General features: G+C 55.4%; 12 protein-coding genes and 1 tRNA gene. 3 read left to right on the top strand and 10 right to left on the bottom strand.

The window, feature by feature from the left end:
- Positions 1–6: 6 nt before the first annotated feature.
- The 3 genes from H6F46_RS05650 to H6F46_RS05640 form a co-directional block, all read right to left on the bottom strand.
- Positions 7–2,148 carry an ATP-binding protein gene (locus H6F46_RS05650; RefSeq protein ID WP_190353885.1) on the bottom strand — a complete coding sequence of 714 codons (2,142 nt, stop codon included), beginning with the start codon at positions 2,146–2,148 and terminating at the stop codon, positions 7–9.
- A gap of 1,500 nt (positions 2,149–3,648) precedes the next feature.
- Entirely contained in the window at positions 3,649–4,407 is a 759-nt protein-coding gene (locus H6F46_RS05645) for a phycocyanobilin:ferredoxin oxidoreductase (RefSeq protein ID WP_242027794.1), read from the bottom strand.
- A gap of 134 nt (positions 4,408–4,541) precedes the next feature.
- Complete coding sequence (locus H6F46_RS05640) at positions 4,542–4,685, bottom strand: hypothetical protein (RefSeq protein WP_099533016.1); 144 nt, start codon at positions 4,683–4,685, stop codon at positions 4,542–4,544.
- A gap of 321 nt (positions 4,686–5,006) precedes the next feature.
- Between H6F46_RS05640 and H6F46_RS05635 the strand changes: the two genes are divergently transcribed.
- A complete protein-coding gene (locus H6F46_RS05635) occupies positions 5,007–5,948 on the top strand; it encodes an ABC transporter ATP-binding protein (RefSeq protein ID WP_190353884.1) in 942 nt (313 codons plus the stop codon).
- Between the two features lie 284 nt (positions 5,949–6,232).
- Here H6F46_RS05635 and H6F46_RS05630 read toward each other — a convergent pair.
- Positions 6,233–6,304 (bottom strand) — tRNA-Asn (locus H6F46_RS05630).
- Between the two features lie 610 nt (positions 6,305–6,914).
- On the opposite strand from H6F46_RS05630, the gene H6F46_RS05625 reads away from it, so the two are divergent.
- Positions 6,915–8,150, top strand: a complete 1,236-nt coding sequence (locus H6F46_RS05625; protein WP_099533013.1) for a HetZ-related protein — start codon at positions 6,915–6,917, stop codon at positions 8,148–8,150.
- 220 nt (positions 8,151–8,370) lie between these two features.
- Positions 8,371–9,024 carry a hypothetical protein gene (locus H6F46_RS05620; protein WP_190353883.1) on the top strand — a complete coding sequence of 218 codons (654 nt, stop codon included), beginning with the start codon at positions 8,371–8,373 and terminating at the stop codon, positions 9,022–9,024.
- 249 nt (positions 9,025–9,273) lie between these two features.
- Here the strand turns inward: H6F46_RS05620 and H6F46_RS05615 are convergent, their stop codons facing one another.
- The 6 genes from H6F46_RS05615 to H6F46_RS05590 all read right to left on the bottom strand — a co-directional run bounded on the left by H6F46_RS05615 (position 9,274) and on the right by H6F46_RS05590 (position 15,464).
- Positions 9,274–11,565, bottom strand: a complete 2,292-nt coding sequence (locus tag H6F46_RS05615) for an ATP-dependent helicase (protein ID WP_190353882.1) — start codon at positions 11,563–11,565, stop codon at positions 9,274–9,276.
- A 74-nt stretch (positions 11,566–11,639) separates the two neighbouring features.
- Complete coding sequence (locus H6F46_RS05610; RefSeq protein ID WP_190353881.1) at positions 11,640–12,299, bottom strand: YqiA/YcfP family alpha/beta fold hydrolase; 660 nt, start codon at positions 12,297–12,299, stop codon at positions 11,640–11,642.
- A 344-nt stretch (positions 12,300–12,643) separates the two neighbouring features.
- Positions 12,644–13,309 carry a Spy/CpxP family protein refolding chaperone gene (locus H6F46_RS05605; protein ID WP_190353880.1) on the bottom strand — a complete coding sequence of 222 codons (666 nt, stop codon included), beginning with the start codon at positions 13,307–13,309 and terminating at the stop codon, positions 12,644–12,646.
- 38 nt (positions 13,310–13,347) lie between these two features.
- Entirely contained in the window at positions 13,348–13,878 is a 531-nt protein-coding gene (locus H6F46_RS05600; RefSeq protein WP_190353879.1) for a hypothetical protein, read from the bottom strand.
- On the bottom strand, positions 13,875–14,513 hold the full coding sequence (locus H6F46_RS05595) for a sigma-70 family RNA polymerase sigma factor (RefSeq protein WP_099533008.1): 639 nt from the start codon (positions 14,511–14,513) through the stop codon (positions 13,875–13,877). The genes H6F46_RS05600 and H6F46_RS05595 overlap by 4 nt, the downstream gene beginning before the upstream one ends.
- Before the next feature lie 297 nt (positions 14,514–14,810).
- A complete protein-coding gene (locus tag H6F46_RS05590) occupies positions 14,811–15,464 on the bottom strand; it encodes a hypothetical protein (RefSeq protein WP_190353878.1) in 654 nt (217 codons plus the stop codon).
- Positions 15,465–15,564 lie beyond the last annotated feature (100 nt).

The raw sequence follows: 15,564 nt of genomic DNA, 5'->3' as shown, positions 1-15,564 counted from the left end.
CAGAACTCAATCCGACGAGGACTCCGGGCGGGTGCTGAGCACCGAAGGCGAAGCCGCGATCGGTGGAGTGGAGGAAGTGGCGGAACCGTTTTGGGGCGATCGATGGGCGATCGCCGTGGAGCGTCGTTCCGGGCCCCGGCTGGGGTAGCTCGATTGGCGGGTGGGAATCTCGATCGTGAAAGTGCTGCCTAATCCCTCCTGGGACTCGCACAGCAGGCGGCCATGATGTCGCTCCGTCACCACCTGATAGCTAATGGATAATCCCAGCCCCGTTCCCCGTCCGACTGCTTTTGTGGTGAAAAACGGGTCAAATAGTTGCGCTCGGATGGATTCGGGGATCCCCGCTCCATTGTCCGAAATGGAAATTTGTACCCAATGGTTATCCAAAATTGGGCGAGTGGAAATCACAATTTGCGGCTGAAAATTCCTCCCCTCAACCTGATAGCGATCTTCTAACGCATCCAAAGAATTGGCCAAGATATTAATAAACACCTGATTGAGTTGGCCCGGGTGGCATTCCACCAAATTCAGATGCCCATAGTTGCGAATCACCTGCGTGGGGGGATGTTTATCGCTGCCCCGCAATCGATGATTTAAAATGGTCAGAGTACTTTCCAAATCATCGTGCAGATTCACTTCCTTCAGTTCTGACTCATCCATTCGCGAGAAGGTTCGCAGGGATTTAATAATGGCTTTAATCCGATCGGCTCCCATTTTCATGGAAGTAAATAGTTTAGGTAAGTCCTGACTGAGATATTCAAAATCAATGTCTTCTAGATGCTCAGCGATCGGCTGAATTGCTTCAAAGTCAAAATATTCCCGACAAAGCAAAATCAAATCGAGCAAATCAATGGCATATCGTTTGGCATGATCCAAATTGCCATAGATAAAGTTCACGGGGTTATTGATTTCATGGGCCACACCCGCCACCAATTGGCCCAAGCTCGACATCTTCTCCTGTTGGATCAGTTGAGCCTGCGTGTGGCGCAATTCGCTAATGGTTTCTTCTAGATCTTTGGCCTGTTGCCGCAACCGCATTTCCGATTCCCGCAAGGCCACTTCCACCGCTTCCCGATCGCTCGCATCCCGCGCAATGACCCCTAAACAGAGGGGATCATTCGTTTGGGGATGGCGAATCACGAAAATGGTGTAATCAACGGGAATATAACTTTGGGCTTGCAGATTCCACAGCCGAAAAGCCCCGCTCCAAGTGCCGTCCCGGAGGGCGATCGGGTGAATGAGTCCAGCCGCGATCGGGCGATCTTCCACCGCGAAAAAGTCCATGAGCTGGTGATTTTGAGCCGCCAATAAATTAGGCAACCCCACCAGGGCCAAGCCCGCCCCGTTCATATATAAAACTTCGCCATCCAGGCTGGTGATGCCAATGAGATTCGGGCTGTTTTCCACCAGCGCAGCCAGTTGACGGCGTTCTTGATCCGCCTGCCGCTTCAGGGTCACATCCGAAAACAAACTGACACAACCCATGTAGGAACCATCTGCATCATGGATGGGGCTGACTCGCAAAAAAATCGTCAGCATTTGCCCACGGGTGCTTTTCATGGTCACCTCGCCCACCCAAGAGCGATCCGATCGCGCCAAGTCATAGATCGCCTGCCAAGTTTGCGGTTGGGCGTAAAGACTCGCCATGCCCCCCGCCGCCACCAGCGTCGATAGCTCATCCACCTGGAACAACCGCGCAAAAGCCCCGTTGTGATAAATCGGTTGCCCCTCCGTATCAACCAGCGCCACCGCCTCGCTGGTGCTATCCAGGGCGTAGCGATAGCGCATCCGATCCTTGTGTACAGTTTTGCGCGATCGCTTGAGGCGAGATTCTGCTTGCTTGAAGGAATTCACCTCCATCAAAGTGCCATGCCACAAAATTGAACCATCCGCCAATAGCTCCGGTTCTGAGGTGGCATAAACCCAACATTCTTGATGTTGATGACCATCAAATCGCCCTTGCCAAAACCAGGACGATCGATTGCGGGCGGCTGCCTGGAGCGATCGGTGAAAAGCCCGGCGATCGCGGCTATGAATGCGCGACAACAAACAGTGACTATCGGTCATAATCGCCTCTGCCGAAAGACCAAATAGTCGATGGCAGCTTTCGCTAATAAATAGAAATGACAATCGGCCATCACGATCCATTAGGAGCTGATAAGCAACCCCTGGCATCTTGCTGAGGAGTGTATGGATAGCAGGGCTTTGCGCGATATCATGCATGGTTTAGAGCTGAGAAGAAATGGAAGCATTGCGCAGATTGTTGTTAAAACAATCAAGTCTCACTGGTCAATGCCAATGATGGGAGTCTAAAAAAATTAAGTAAGAAATTGAGTCGCAATCGGATCAAGTCGAAATCGAAATCAAAGAAAATGAACCCAACGGTATCTTTTCAGCACCTTTAAACCGATCAAAACAGATCAAAGATGCATTGAGAAATGATGCTAGTCTCCATCCATCACGATCGCTATGAGTCTTTGGGTTAAAGGATGAGCGGATTGAAAATGGGAAGGATTACCGAGTTAACCAAGGTTGGTGGTTCTCGACTCATCATTTCTCAGTGCTGCTTTGAATGTAACGGCTTTGAATGTAAAACTATCCTCCTATAAATCGATTGAGAAAGCTAGATTGAAGCTTGGCCAATGGTTGGTTGTGAGATTTTTCGCAAATTTAAAGCAATGAACGCTGATTGTATTGTGGCGAAGATTGTCACAACCCGTATGGAAATTTAAAAAAATGTAAAAACTCTTGAGAAAGCTCTGATCCCCTAAAAGTTTATAAGTTTTCTTTAAAAACATGCAAAAGTAGACGCATTCATCGGTTTTATGAAGAAAATCTCAAGAAGTGCATTGAATTGGTCTAAGACGAGCTGCAAGTTGGGACTTTCCCCTGTGGACTCGATCTAAGTCGGGTGAAATTTCAGAAAGTTTTCAGGAAAAACGATTCAATTTCAATCAATAACGGTCTTTTTTGACTAGAAAACCGTGATCGAAAAGAAGCTGATATTGGCACATTGATCGAAGGCATAGACAGAAAATAAGCCCCGGTTCAACGCCCCTAAAAGAGCAAACCATGGAAGTCATTCATCGAGGCATCTAGGGGATAGCTATGATGAATCGCTTACTTTTACCAATTGATCCCCGCCGATCCGGCAACCTGGCCAGAATCCGTTGGGGTGCTGGTTCGATCGCGCGGGTTCCTCTGGTATTGCCCTTCAGCCCATGCTCCTGGGAAGCTTTTGGGTTGGCTTCCGGCCCGTTGACGAATCAGGCGATCGCCCCAAACAACTGAACCCAGATGCTGAGGGCAACTGGGCACAGGGTGAAGATGGATTCAAGGGACTGACTTTCGGGCAATTAGCTCAACTTTGGACTGAAGTATGGGTTAACGAAACATCCATTTCAGCAAGTCCATTTCAGCGAGTTCAGTCTAGTAGCGCGGCTAGCTTAATTCGCTTGGTCAAAGCACATGACTGTTACCGTCACCTAATCGTTAAGCAGCAAGGGGCTTAAGCCCCTTGTTACCACGACTGGCTCCGCAACTTTGACCCAATGCCTTAAGCCTGTCACGCTACTAGGTTAGGCAAACCTGCGCCTACTTCAGCCAATATTTAGCCGATATTCAGCCGATCGCAGGCTATATCACGTCCTATACAACATCAAAAAGAACAGTGGTCATGTAGCGATCGGCCCAATCGGCTCCAAAGGCTTTTTCCAACACGCGGCGGGTTTTATCGTTTTGCAGTTGTTGTTGGCAATAGCGCCGCTGACCCATTTCAATGGCGGCAATTTCAGCGGCATCTTCTGTGGGAGAAAGGGCGATCGCCTGTTGGCAGTGCAGCCGCAAAAAGTCACCAATGCGGGTCACAATTTGTGCCTCTTCTTGGGCATTTTCGGGCCGCACAAACAGGCAGTGAGCGGAAAAAATGGTGCCCCAACTGGGGAATGTCCGTTCTTGGCTGAAAACCAATTCTGGTAAGGCGCTGAGGGCTTGGTCATAGGGGCTGGGCAAGGCGCGATCGTCCATTACGGGTGACAAGTCCGCGATCGCCATGCTCAGTTGCCCCCGTCCAGCCACCAAATCAGATCCAAACATGGGCAGAGCAAAGGTCGATCGAGGGAACATGACACAATGCAAAATATCCAAGGCGCTGCCCACTTGCGCCAATTCCAGGTGAATTTTACGAAATTCGCGAGTTTGGTAGCAGCGATTTTCAATAATTAATTTTTCGCCTTCTAGGGTTCCTTCCACATACCCCAAATCCTCGGGCATCTGGTAGGGTTCCAGGGTCAATTCCGATTTCCAAACTTGCTCGATCGCGTTGGCAACGGCGGTAATGGTGGGATGCAGTCGATCGCGCAAGGAACCTGGCTTGATAGGCGCTTCTAAAGACATTTCAGAAGTCATGATGATTGTTGAATTTTTGAATGATTTGAATGAACTGAACTTTGAATGATTGAGCTTGGGATGACTGAAATTTGGATGACTGAATTTTGAGTGATTGAGCTTGGGATGACTGAAGTTTGGATGAATAAAGTCCCCTAAAACCCCATAGGCAACCATTCTAAAATGGGCGCTGGAACCATTTCTCGGCTATCTAAGATCTGCACCACAATCAGATAAATTGCCCCCAACAGCAACGAAATTGCGCCAGTGGCAATGGCTACCCACTTCGATCGGGTCATGGGGGTTCCTCGCAAGGTTTAGGGTGTTTTCGCGGTATTTTCGGAATTGACCGAGTTGGCTGGGGTGCTGAAAGTCTCAGTGTCCCGAATCATGGGCCCAACGGGGGCCTTGTGTATTCTTCAGTCTAAGGCTCGCCGGGCCAAGGGCGATCGTCTGCCAACCCAATGCAAAACCCACATCCACAGGGTTCATGAACAGCACAATGGGGATTGCGACAAAATTGGTGCATTGGCTGGATCTGGATGCATCCCGTTTTGATCGACCTGTGTTGGATTGATCTTGCTGTACCGACCTTGCTGCATTAACCTTGCTGCGTTGCTATGGAACTGGAATCCTGGATTGTTGAGGCCCACAACATTCGCAAAACCTACCGCACTGGTTTTTGGCTCAATCAATTGGTCACCACGTTGCGGGGCGTGTCCTTGGCGGTGCGATCGGGCGAGACCTTTGGCCTGTTGGGGCCCAACGGGGCGGGCAAAACCACCCTGCTCAAAATTCTGCTGGGAATTGCTAACCCAACGGCCGGGAGCGGCACGGTGCTGGGGCGGCCCTTGGGCGATCGAGCCGTGAAGCAGCGGGTGGGCTATTTGCCGGAAAATGCCTATTTCTATGACCACCTCACCGGTTGGGAATATTTGGAGCAGGCGGCGGCCCTGTTTCAAATTCCGCGTGCCGTTGCCCAAAAGCGCATCGTGGAACTGCTTGATTGGGTGCAACTGTCCGAAACGGCGGCCCGCAAAAAACTGATGAAGCAATATTCCAAAGGCATGTTGCAGCGGGTGGGCATGGCCCAAGCGCTGATTAATGATCCGGAGGTGATTTTTCTGGATGAGCCAATGTCGGGCCTTGACCCGATCGGGCGGCATCAGTTTCGAGAAATTGTGCTGACTCTGAAGGAGCGCGGCAAAACGATTTTTTTCAATAGCCACATCCTCTCCGATGTAGAGCAAGTGTGCGATCGGGTGGCTATCTTGGCTCAGGGAGAGTTGCTCTGTGTGGGATCTCTGGATGAACTACTGGGCCCCAGCAGTACCTATCGTGTTGTGGGCCGAGGGGGGACACCGGAGGCGATCGCGTCGTGGCTGACGGAGGCGGATTTTCAGGGCGATCACTGGCGTGGTTTGCTGAAGGGCGATCCGGCTGAGTTTCTGCGGGCGATCGACCAGGCCCAAGCCCAAGTGCTGAGCTTGAACCTTCAACGCCCTTCCCTGGAGGATTTTTTCATGAACCTGATCCGCGATCGACAGGTTCGCCCCAGTTAGCCCTTGCGATTGCTGGGCCTCGGAGCAAGGGGTTTAGGGCCTGTCATCAAGTCGCCTGAAACCCTGATGATCTCGTTCTTCAAACCAATCAATCGTAGGGGCGGGGTCTCCCCGCCCAGTTCCGGGGTCTCCCCGCCCAGTTCCGGGGTCTCCCCGCCCAGTTCCAGGGTCTCCCCGCCCAGTTCCCGTGATCCTTGGGTGTTCCCAGGGGTGGACAGGGTTTTGGCGATCACCCGGGTTAGGGTTGGGAGACCCAACCCCTACGGCGCTCGAAATTTTAGAAACTCCCCAGACAGGATTCGAACCTGTGACCAATCGATTAACAGTCGACCGCTCTACCGCTGAGCTACTGAGGAATGCGCGTCCAACGCGGAAACTAAGATAATCGCCGCCGCTAGGGTTTGTCAAGCGAATTGCTCAAGAAATTTTGAACGCTGCTGTTTGGGGTCTGCGAGGCGGTCGGAAAATTTCGGGAAATTTTTGACGATTCCGGCATCCTCTGAGCGCACAACGCTTTGAACCACGGCGATCGAGCGGCTCTTGGCTTGAATACTCCAGGATTCGGCGGCGCAGATCCGGATCCTCGCCCCCTTGCCCGAAACATTGGCAGGGAGGATTGTGCAACCCGGCAAATCCGCAACCCCATCCTCAAAAATGCGCTGTTTCGATCCGGTTGGTCAACTGGCTGAGGAAAGCGACGGTTTCAGGGGCGGTTGCCAAGCTGGATGGTCTCGGAAACAGATCGCCACAAGCTTTATCCCGTCTGCTCTTGGGCGTTTTAGGTGTCTGCGATGGTCGATCGCCCCGAAACAGGGGGCCGATTGCGATCGAGCCAGTGACACAGACGCGCGATCGGCAATGGGGCTAGCTCCGTAGAGTGAAGCTGTCAAGAGAAACGCACCTCCCAAGCGCTTCCCCGACAACCTTCGTCGTCACCGTTGTGTTGTGCATCCTGAGGTAAGAATCGTGAACGCTCAACTGGCCACCGCCCCCCAAGTCCGCCGCCCTTCCAGCCCTGTTCCCGCCGCGACCGTTGCCCTCAGCCTTGTGCCAGCCCCCGCCGATGCCAGCGCCCAAGTACAGATGTTGTTGGATGAGGTGATGAATTCGGTGGGACAAATGCCCACCCGAGCGATCGCCACAGTTGAGCGCATCCTGAACGAAGTCAGCCGTGTTTGCCAAAAGAGCGATCGCATCCAAGCTTCCGGTCAAGTGGACGATTGGGCCCTGTCCTTGGCTCGTCACCGGCTTCAAAAGTGCCTGGCTTACTATAAGCGCGGCTCCGAGCGTGGCCGAGTGGAACTGCACAGCACCCTCAGCGCCATGGTCTATCGCTACATTGCTCCGGCCCAAGCGGAACTGAGCTTCCAGGCTCGCTACACCCTGATTGAAGATTTCATGCAAGCGTTTTACATCGAATCCCTGCGGGCCTTTCGGCGGGAAAACGACTTGCCTGAGACCTACCAACCTCGCACCCGGCTGGAGTTGGCTGAATATCTCTCCTTCGCGGAGCAATATGCCAAGCGCCGCATTTCCCTGCCCGGTTGCCGCAACCAACAATTGATCGTGCTGCGGGCGAAAAGCTTTGCCCGTCGCCAACCGCCGGAAGTGGCGATCGACATGGAATTGGCCGTGGAAGGGGGCAAAGGCGAAGAGGCTGAACAATATGCCCGCAGCAGCGCCGTGCAGCAAGTGCGCGAGCAGATGGTTTCGGAGGCGATCGACCCGGCGGAAGCTGTCCTGCGCGATCGAATCTTGAACGAACTGGTGGACTATTTGCGCAACCAAGGTCACCACGACTGCGTGGACTACCTGGCCCTGAAAATGCAAGACCTGTCTGCCCCGGAAATTGACGAAGTGTTGGGCCTCAGCCCTCGCCAGCGGGACTATTTGCAACAACGGTTTAAGTATCATGTGGAGCGCTTTTCCCGGATGCACAACTGGGAACTGGTTCACCAGTGGCTCGGGGCCGATGTGGACGATCGCCTAGGGATGTCCGGTGCGCTGTGGACCTTGTTTTGGGAGGAACTGACCCCCGAGCAACAGCAACTGGTGCAACTGAAGCAAGCTCAAAAAGACGAAAAAACCATTGGCAAGGCGATCGGCTGCACCCCCAAACAGGTACAAAAACGCTGGTTCAAGCTGCTGACCTTTGCTTGGCAAGTGCGCAACGGTGAAGTAACGCTGCTGCAAGAGGCCTAGGCGATCAACCCATTTCCCCTCTTAGGGGCCGATCTCTCAGGAATTCAGCCCCTTCGGTAACGACGAAATTCAACGGCAGGCCCCGCGCCTGCCGTTTTTGTTAGCTGGTCAACTTCAGGCAATCTGTTAGAGTAATTGGAAGCTCCGCACCACCGACCCTGCGGGCTGCCGCCAAAGCGGTATGCTCGTTTCCAACCGACGAGAAAGACCCACAGCACCTATGAAATCGAAAGCATTTTGGGGCTTGGTTTCCCTGGTGGCGGCTAGCGTGCCTACGGTGGCCCAAGCTGCGCCTGCGTTGAACCCCCACATCAAAGTTGACTACCACGAGCAAAGCCTTGCTCAAGAGGTGGTCTATGGAACCTACTACGATGGCCCTCGCCTGCGCGTGGTGACCGATCCGACCGGTGCAGCTCTGCGCAAGAGCTTTGAGTTCCCGATCGACCTCTCGATGAAGAAAGAGAGCAGCATCACCACCAGCACCCCGATCACCGATCGCTACAAGATTCACCAATTTGGTGATTGCAACAGCGACAACAAAATTACCTTCGAAGACCTCGATATTCACCGGGGCATCTGCAACTCGCGTTTCCAAGCTTGGTCGCGCGAAGTGCAAGAGTGCATGAAGGCTGGCCCTGTGTTGATTCGTGACCTGACCGGTAACGAAGTGTTCATCTACAACAAGGACGGCCAAGAGCTGTCGCGCGATATTGTGCTGAATGCTTCCGGCAAGGCCGTGTGCCGTCAGTTCATCGGCCGCGCCACCCCCGTGAGCATGGATCGTCAGTGCCGTGACGTGGTGGTTGAGCAACGTCCGTTCGTGGCTCCTTCTACGCCGATGGTTCCCTCGGGCCCGATTCAAGGTCTGTGGTAAATTAGCCCCTCCTGCTCTGGTTGCTGCATTCGGTTTCAACGCCGAATCGTGATCAATGCTGGCGGAGTCTAAATCAGCGGAGTGAAGCAGCGGAGTTTAGATCCGGTCTCAAGACTCTCTAGACTTGCTGCTGCAAAGTGCTCTGGCAAACAACTCTGAAAAGGGTTTTTGGAAAAGGGATTGGTTTCGGCCAGTCCCTTTTCCATTGCTGGTTGCGGTTATTGGTTGCGGTTGTTGGTTGCGGTTGAGCTAGGGAGCCGATCGCTTGCATTCAGGAAAATCTGTCTCTAAAGCCAAAAATGCAGGGCAGGGCGTTTTGGTGGTGAGGTTTTCGGGCTTGTTCCAAGTGAAGGGGGCCTGTTGTTCGGCCGCCATCCACAGCAGTCGCTTCGCCCGGGTCATGGCCACGTAAAGCAGGCGATATTCTTCGGCCACTTTTAACCAACGGGCTTGGTGGGTGGCGATCGCGATCGGGGGAAGTTTGGCGGCTCCATGCACCCGATCGCGAATTTGGGCCCGTAAACAGTCGCCCAAGTTAAATGCCCCCAAAAACTCCATTTGCAAAGGCACACGCGCTTCGGTGCTGAAATAGTCGCTGTGGAGGAAGGGCAAAAAGACCCCATCCCAGTCGAGGCCTTTGGCTTTGTGGGCGGTGATGATGGTGAGCTGGCCGGGGCGAGTGTAGGGAGACTCGGGCAACTCCTCGGCTTCGACGGGGGCGAAGGTTTCGTTACTGACAATTTCAACGAGGTTGTTCAGGGTGGTTTCTAGCCGTTGGTCACCCCGATCGCGCTGCACGAGGGTTTCGATCAATTTGTCGGTGGTGGCCAGCTCGGCGCGATCGTAGCCCAAGGTCATGGCCAAAAAGGACAGGAGGGCATAGTGGGGCAAATGCAGCCGGGCGGCCAAAATGCCAGCACAAATGCGCCGGGCCTGGCGGGCCGGTTCTGCCAAGGGTGGATCCAACGGTCCCGGATAGAGAAACTGTTCGGGCTGGGCGGCCAGGCTGTCCAGGTCTTGGGTGGGGATTCGTTGTCGATCGACCAAAACCCGCAGCAGGGCCTTCAGGTATTGGGGCGAGTGGGGCCGATCGAGAAATTGCAACAGGGTCAACATTTCCCCGGGCACGTGGGATTGGCGATCGCTGGCTCCCACTTCATAAAGATTGAGCCGATCGCCAAATCGATCGCCCAAGGATTTGGCCACCCAGCGCCCCTGATCATTGGTGCGCACCAAAACCGCCAAGCTGAGATCGGGGGCCTTGGCCCACAGGTCGATCGCCCGTTGGCCAATTTGGGCGATCGACTGGTGAATATCGGCGGGCCGCACCAACTCCAGCCCCAATCCGAGCGGCGTTGGGTTGGCGTTCGGCTGGGGGTCGTTGGGTTCTGCTGGTTGAATGCATTGCAACTCAAAGGGTGGCAGGGCCGATCGAGTGCCAATCTGTTGGGTGAGGCGGGGGAATTCCCGATCGTTCGTCCACTGCACCAGGACGTTGGCCGCTTCCAGAATGATCAGGCTGCTGCGTCCCGATCGATCCATTTGGGCAAATCGTCCCTGAGATCGACAGGCTTCGCAAAACCGCCGAAAGAATACCGGGTCGGCCGGCGTGAAGGAGGAGTTAATCGCCTGATTGGGATCGCCCACCCGCACCAAGTTCACTGCATTCGTGGCCGGGTCGATCGCCAATTGTTCCAACAGCCGCGCTTGCAGGGGCGAGGAATCCTGCGCTTCGTCCTCAAACACCGCAAAGATGCGAGATCGCCAGAGACTAGCCGCCTCCGGATCCGCCAAAACCCGCAAAGCCGCCAAAATCATGTCGTCATAGTCGATCGCATTGCGCCGTTGCAGTTGGGCTTCATAGGCTTCGTAGAGACCCGCCGCGATCGCCAAACCTGGGTAGCGATCGGCGGCCAGCTCCGGTGCTTGGCCCATGTGCTGCAAATCTGCGGGTTTCAGACCCGAGCTTTTGGCCTCGCGCACCACCGTTAGCATCAACTCCGGCAACAAATCCGTTCGCAACACGGACAGTCGCCGCAACCGTTCCGCCTCTTCCCCGTCAAATTCCAACCCCTCCAGCAACAGCCCGTAAAGAGATGGGTTTTGGGTAATCCAATCATCCACGGCATTGGCAATTAGTCGGTGCTGGCGATCGGGAGACACCAGGGTGCGATCGCGCTCCATGCCCGACAGCTCCGGATTGCGTCCGGCAATTTGCAAGGCCAGCCCATGGAGGGTTTGCACCGTGAATCCCTGGCGCGGGAGGCCCAATATTTGCAGGGATTCGCGAATTTTGGCCTTCAGGTGGGCCGCAGCCGATCGGGTAAAGGTCACCACGGCCAATTGGCGGCGCGCGTCCAACTGGAACCGGGCGATCGTCAGGGCTGCTGCTCGGGCCATGCCCGTGGACTTGCCCGCGCCCGGCACAGCCGAAACCGCCAAGGGCCCGCCCGCCCAGTCAGCAATTTCCCGCTGGCCCGGCCGCAAACCATCCCGTAACCGTTGCCAAGCGATCTCGTCTCGACTGCTGGTGATGACCATGCTGGCTATCTTGCTCGTGATTTCCGCAATGATTTGGCCCAAAACTATTCGGCCCAAAACTATTCAGCCCAAAACTAATGGAGTGCTTGGGGAGGGTTGAGGAGCTGAAAAAATCGCTCGATCGTTTGCCAAATTGGCTCGATCGCGTCGCCCATGCCGTGATCCGTTTCCAGTTCGATCAACTCCACCCAAGGATGGCTCGCTGCCCACTGCTGACTCAGCTCGATCGACACCGTGCGATCGGCCCGCCCATGCAAAATCACCGTTGGCAACACCCGCTGAAGCTTGGACTGATCATAGCGCTGGGCATCTTCCCAAAAGCCCAACTCCAAGGGCAGCTCTTTCCCCGCCGTGTAGTGGTAAACCATCAACTGGCCGCTCCTTTGCCATTGATCTAACTGATCCGGCGACAGGTGATCGTGCCAACTTTGGGGAAATCCCAAGGCCGGAGCCAACAGCCCCAACCGTTGCACCTGGGGGCATTGTTCCGCCAGCCACAGGGCCGTCAAGCCACCAAAGCTCGAACCAATCAGCCCGATCGGTTCCTCCGGTGTTTGGTTAATCAGGGCTTGCACTTGCTGAATTTGGCGGCTGAGGGTCAACCCGGTGAATCCCCCCTCATTAAAGTCGGGAGCTTCAAGGGTAATTTGATGCTGTTGGAATCGATCGGTCAAAGCCCTGGCCTTGAATGAACCGGGGCCCGAAGCAAAACCGTGCAGGTAGAGATAGCGCATAGAGCTGGATCCAAGCCAAGGAAAAACAGCAAACGGGCAGCATGATCGCCGTGATCACCACAGTTACGATCCCAACATTGTGATCGCCCTGATTGGTCAAATGTTCACCAAATTTTTAATAGATTCGCAGCAGAAAATTCGCAGCAGAAAACCGCGCAGGACAGGCGATCCTACACGGCTATTGGGTTGCAGCGTTGGCTAACGCTGGGAAGTTGGCTGGTGCTGGGAAAATAACCAAAAAACCTTTGGGAAACTCTCTGAGCAATTCCTAGCAATTTCCCTAGTCATTTCCCTAGAAAAATTGCTTTGAGGAATCAATTGGAGAACACCAACCTATTGCGGCTCTATTGTGGCCGTTGGTTATTAGGCTGCCCTTGGTTATTGGGTTGTCCTTGCCGATTCCAGCCCTGGCCACCTTGATTATTAGGTTGCCCTTGCCGATCTCGACCGCCGGGCCCACCCTGGCCGTCGGGGCCGCCATGTCGCCGGCCGGGCCCGCGCTCCTGCATCCGTTGAGCCAATTGTTGTCGCTGGGCCGGGGTCAAAATTTCCCGCATGGCTAACATGCTTTCAAAGCGCAAATCACCCATTTTTTGCATTTCCGCCTGCAAGCGGTTGTGCTGTTGGCGCAGTTGGTCGGCGCTGGCGCTGCCGGCCATCAGGCGGCCCATCTCTTGGCGAACGGTGTCGATCGCGGTTCTTTGTTGATCCATGCGGCTGCGGAATTGTTCGCGCACTTGATCGAGTTTTTGGGTTTGTTCGGTGGTCAAGTTCAGGTCGCGCAACATGCCGCCGGGGCCACCCCGACCGCCCCGTTGACCACCGGGAGGGCCACCGTCTGGGCCGCCGGGGCCGCCCGGGCCGGGGCGATCGTCCATTTGCGACATCCAATCATCATCGGGCCCCGCTTGGGCGTTGGCCAGCGGCACCAGGGCCGCAGTTCCCACGGTGGCGACGGCGGCCATGGCCATGAGGGTGATCTGAAGGCGATTCAAGTTCCAAAATTTCATAATTGACGAACTCCTGAGAGATGCTGATTAATCAGGGGCTAGAGGTAAGGTGTCCATTGATCGGGAAGCGCCATGGCTGAGAGCGATCGGTTCACCAGCTTGGTCGGCTCCGTTTCCCAGGTGTGGGGGTCAAAACTCCAGGGCAGCGAGTCATCGGTGCTGGCCGTTTGGGTGGTGACGTTGCTGGGCGCGAGGGTCATGCCCCAGGTTTCGTTGATGAAGCTTTCGAGATCGGCTTCCGCAACGCTGGGGGCTGGGGCCTGAGTTCCCGGCCCCTGTTGGAAGAGGGCCCAACAGCCGATCGCGATCGCCCCCAAACTGCCTAACCACCATTGCCGATGGCGGCGGGCGGCCCGCAGTTGGCTGGCCTCAATTTCCAACAGCAGCGATCGCTCTAGACCCGGGGCGGCGGGCGGTGGGCTGGGGCGATGTTGGCGCAAGAAGTTCACCAATTTGACATCCTCCTGACCGGAAGGGCCGGCAGCCGGATGGGCGGGCCGGCGGGGGTTGCCACCGGGGCGGGGTTGAGCGTTAGCCTCATCGGATGGGTGAGATGGGCGATCGGTCATAGTTCCACCCCCTGTTGCTGCAAAAACTGCCGAATTTGGGCCCGGGCGTAAAAGAGCCGCGATTTGACGGTTCCCACCGGAATTCCCAAAATTTCCGCCGCTTCCTTTTGCGAAACATCTTCGAGATCACACAACACCAACACGGCCCTGGCCTCGAACCCCAAGATGGCCAGCGATCGCTGAACCAAGTCTTGGTAGTGCAGTTGGCTGAGGGGGGACTTGTCTTGGGTTCGGGGATCGATCGCCTGTTCGATCGCCCGTTCCGACAAGTCAGGATCCGCCGTCGGTTCTAAGCGGCGGGCGCGGTTTTTGGCCAACTCCCGCCGCCGATCGCTGGCCACATTCCAAGTAATTCGATAAAGCCAAGTGGAAAAGCTGGCCGACCCTCGAAAACGCGGCAACCCTCGCCAAACCCGCAGGAATACCTCCTGCACCAAATCATCTAAACCATCCGCATCGCAGAGGGAATAGAGCGTGGCGCGTACCCGAGCTTGGTGTTGGCGATAGAGATGCTGGAAGGCCCGCGCGTCCCCACCAGCGGCCCGTTGCACGATCGAGCGATCGTCCGTGGCCACCGCCAAAACCGCCGTCCTTTGCCAGCGACCCAATTGAGCATAGAGAGCCTTTCCCAGCATTCAGCCCTTAAACCTAGAAATCCTAGAAACACTGCTGCTGGCGGCTTGTTTGCCCCTCCATGCTCGCAATGCTGTTGAATTGCTCCTTTGGACAGGGGGCTAGCGAAAAAGGTTCAGCGTTGGGGCAAAGTTTTTGGGGTGATTGTGAATAACGGTTTGTTGAATGGCTGGAGAAAAGGGCTGGGATGCTCTTGGGTTAGGGACTTTGCGGTATTTGTGGGGAGGTATTTTGGGGGAATTTTTGGGGAATTTTTGAGGAGTGTTTGCGGAAAATTTGAAACAACTCTCCTGGGGCGTTTATCGATCGACCGGTAGGGCGATCGCCTGGCGCAGCAACATCACTTGCCGACCGTCCACCACCATGGCCGTGAATCCCCGATCGCTCAAACGGCGCATCAACTCACCCGCCGCCTTGCTGTCTGTGCTGCTTGATGCCAACAGATACGGGCGATCGGCATAGCTGGCTAACCCCACATCCCGGCTCAGAAAATCCCGTAACTCGCGAGCCACCGTCGGGTCGTCAAAATAATTCACCAACACCGCATAGCCATTTCCTAATGCCGTGGGCTGAAAGGCCGCCGCCGCCCGCGCGCTGGGCGATTCGATCGCAAAAGCCTGCAACCCCGTGCGATCGCGCACATAATCAGCCCAAGCCTTGGCAATGTTCAACGAGGGAAACCCTTCCAAGCGCATCACCGCTTCCCCCACGTAGCGACAGGGTTCCGCTGATACATTTTGGGGCAACGCCGTGTAAAGCCGATCTTCCACATCCCGGCTGGCCCGGCGCACCAACAGCAAAAATTCACCGGACTGGGGCGGTTCGCACTCGGGCAAGTCTTCCCGAGTTTGGGCTTGGGCCGCAGGAATCAGGCCACCGGCCGCGATCGCCGCCAGGCCGGTTCCGATCGCCAGGGATTGCCACAGGGGCCGCCATAACCGCTGTTTCAACATGGGTTTGAAGGATGGATTCTGAGGGGTGGATTCTGAGGAATGGAATCTGGGGTGCAGTCTCCCAAGCCTAACCCGAGCGATCGTGAAAAACCGGACTTTC

Origin of the sequence: Limnothrix sp. FACHB-1083 (genome assembly GCF_014696485.1) — a bacterium.
Classification (GTDB): Bacteria; Cyanobacteriota; Cyanobacteriia; order CACIAM-69d; family CACIAM-69d; genus CACIAM-69d.
The sequence above is the reverse complement of the archived record's forward strand: the minus strand, read 5'-3'. Positions and strand labels throughout refer to the sequence as shown.